We start from the raw sequence: 2903 nt of genomic DNA, 5'->3' as shown, positions 1-2903 counted from the left end.
TGACGGCCCCCAACGGCACCAACTGGGGCTGGTACAACGACCCCGAGATGGACGCGCTGTTCCAGAAGGCCAAGAACGCCTTCACCCCGGCCGAGCAGACCAAGGCGCTCCAGGCGGTCCACGAGAAGTTCGTCAACGACGCGCTGTTCCTCTACGTCACCCATGACGTGGCGCCGCGCGCGATGACGCCGAAGGTCAAGGGCTTCGTCCAGGCGCAGAACTGGTACCAGAACTTCTCCTCCATCACCGTGGAATGATCGGGCTGTTATGATCTCGTATCTGATACGGCGGCTGCTCTATTCGGTGCCGATCGCGCTTGGCGTCTCGCTGATGATCTTCATGCTGGTCCACCTCGCCCCCGGCGATCCGATCAGTGCTATAGCGCCGGCGGACGCGCCGCCCGATGTGATCGAGCGGCTGAAGGTCGACTACGGCTACGACAAGCCCCTGCCCGTCCAGTTCGCGCTGTGGCTGGGACGAGCCGTGACCGGCGATCTCGGGCGCTCGGTCGCGACCGGCCAATCGGTCAGCGGCGAGGTCATGTCTGCGGTAGGCAACACGATCATGCTGTCGCTGTGCGCCGCCCTGGTGGGGTTCACGCTGGGAGCGGGACTGGGCTTCGTCGCCGGCTACAACCAGGGTCGTGTCCTGGACAAGGCGGCGACGGCCATCGCCATCGCGGGCATCAGCGTGCCGCACTACTGGCTGGGCATGGTGCTGGTGATCGTGTTCTCGGTCCAGATGAACGTGCTGCCCGCCGTCGGCATGGGGCCGGGCGGCTCGAGCGACTGGGCCTGGGACTGGGCGCATATGCAGCACCTGATCCTGCCGGCGATCACGCTGGCGGTGATCCCGATCGGGATCGTGATGCGGACGACGCGGTCCGCCGTGGCGGAAATCCTGAACCAGGAGTTCGTCCAGGCGCTGCGCGCCAAGGGTCTGTCGGAACGTCACGTGCTGGGCCATGTGGTGCGGAACGTGGCGCCGACCGTGCTGGCGGTGATGGGACTTCAGCTCGGCTACCTGCTGGGCGGCTCGATCCTGATCGAGACGGTGTTCTCGTGGCCCGGCACCGGGTTCCTGCTGAACACGGCGATCTTCCGCCGCGACATCCCGATGCTGCAGGGGACGATCCTGGTGCTGGCGCTCTTCTTCGTCTTCCTCAACGTCGTCGTGGACCTGATCCAGACGGCGGTCGATCCCCGCATCAAGAGGGCCTGATCCCATGGCCGAAACCACTCTGCCGGGAATGGTGCCGGATACGCCCGTCGCATCGCGCGGGTACTGGAGCAGCGTGTTCCGCCGGCTGCGGGGCGACTGGGTGACGATCTTCTGCCTCGTCGTTCTGCTCGCCATCATACTGTCCGCCGTCTTCGCGCCCTGGGTGGCTCCCGTCGATCCGTACAAGACGAGCGTTATCCGGCGTCTGAAGGACATCGGGACGCCGGGCTTCCCGCTGGGTACCGACGAGCTTGGCCGCGACATGCTGAGCCGGCTGATCTACGGCGGGCGGCTGTCGCTGCTGATGGGCATCACGCCGGTCATCAACGCGCTGGTGATCGGCAGCCTGCTGGGCATCGTCGCGGGCTTCGTCGGCGGCAAGGTCAACATGGTCATCATGCGGACGGTGGACGTGTTCTACGCCTTCCCGTCCGTGTTGCTGGCTATCGCGATCTCCGGCGCTCTCGGGGCCGGGCTGGTCAACAGCATCGTGTCGCTGACCATCGTCTTCGTCCCGCCGATCACGCGGGTCGCGGAAAGCGTCACGACCAGCGTGCGGAACCTGGACTTCGTGGAGGCGGCGCGGGCGAGCGGGGCCGGCAGCTGGACCATCATCCGGGTCCATGTGCTGGGCAACGTGCTGGGGCCGGTGTTCGTCTTCGCCACCGGCCTTATCAGCGTGTCGATCATCCTGGCGTCGGGCCTGAGCTTCCTGGGGCTGGGGGTGCGTCCACCGGAACCGGAATGGGGGCTAATGCTGAACACGCTGCGGCAGTCGATCTACGTCAACCCGTGGGTCTGCGCCCTGCCCGGCCTGATGATCTTCATCACCTCGATCTGCTTCAACATGATGAGCGATGGCCTGCGCGCGGCCATGGATGTGAGGGCATGATGGCGTATGCCGCCACGACTACCCCTGCTGCGAGCAGGGACCCGCGCGACCGGGGCGGCGAGGCTCAGCCGCTGCTGATGGTCAAGGGGCTGCTGAAATACTTCCCCGTGCTGGGGGGCGTGCTCAACCGCAGGGTCGCCAGCGTGCAGGCGGTCGATGACGTGTCGTTCGAAGTCGCCAAGGGCGAGACCCTGGGCGTCGTCGGGGAGAGCGGCTGCGGCAAGTCCACGACGGCGCGCCTGCTGATGCGGCTGATAGAGCCGGACGCCGGTTCCGTCATCTTCGACGGCGAGGGCGTGGGCGAGCAGCACGGCCTGAGCGTGCGCGACATGCGGCGCAACATGCAGATGGTCTTCCAGGACAGCTACGCCAGCCTGAACCCGCGTCTGACGATCGAGGAGACCATCGCCTTCGGTCCCAAGGTCCACGGCGTGTCGGGCCGGGAGGCCCGCGACCGGGCGCGGGCTCTGCTGGGCAAGGTCGGGCTTGATCCCAACCTGTTCGTCCGCCGCTACCCGCACGAGCTTTCCGGCGGTCAACGCCAGCGCATCAACATCGCCCGCGCGCTGGCGCTGGAGCCGCGTCTGGTGATCTTCGACGAGGCAGTTTCCGCCCTGGACAAGTCGGTCGAGGCGCAGGTGCTGAACCTGCTGAACGACCTGAAGCGGGACATGAACCTGACCTATATCTTCATCTCCCACGACCTGAACGTCGTCCGCTACATCAGCGACCGGGTGCTGGTGATGTATCTGGGCAAGGTGGTGGAGACGGGGACGGTCGAGGCGATCTA

Annotated in this window: 3 protein-coding genes and 1 pseudogene; all 4 read left to right on the top strand. The window is 66.2% G+C overall.

All coding sequences use genetic code 11. From position 1 onward, the window contains the following. Positions 1–257, top strand: a pseudogene (locus tag AC5JJ6_RS20095) (hypothetical protein); the annotation flags it as partial. 10 nt (positions 258–267) lie between these two features. Then, positions 268–1221, top strand: coding sequence for an ABC transporter permease (locus tag AC5JJ6_RS20090; protein ID WP_496043758.1), 954 nt, complete (start codon positions 268–270; stop codon positions 1219–1221). A gap of 4 nt (positions 1222–1225) precedes the next feature. Further along, complete coding sequence (locus tag AC5JJ6_RS20085; RefSeq protein WP_496043757.1) at positions 1226–2113, top strand: ABC transporter permease; 888 nt, start codon at positions 1226–1228, stop codon at positions 2111–2113. Further along, positions 2110–2903: ATP-binding cassette domain-containing protein (locus AC5JJ6_RS20080; RefSeq protein WP_496043756.1), on the top strand; the 794-nt coding region annotated here is incomplete at its 3' end. The genes AC5JJ6_RS20085 and AC5JJ6_RS20080, both read left to right, overlap by 4 nt.

This window comes from Skermanella sp. (genome assembly GCF_059503625.1).
The sequence above is the reverse complement of the archived record's forward strand: the minus strand, read 5'-3'. Positions and strand labels throughout refer to the sequence as shown.

Excerpts from the sequence above, each read along its gene's own strand:
- AC5JJ6_RS20090 (WP_496043758.1), top strand. The coding sequence starts at position 268 with ATGATCTCGTATCTGATACGGCGGCTGCTCTATTCGGTGCCGATCGCG.
- AC5JJ6_RS20085 (WP_496043757.1), top strand. The coding sequence starts at position 1,226 with ATGGCCGAAACCACTCTGCCGGGAATGGTGCCGGATACGCCCGTCGCA.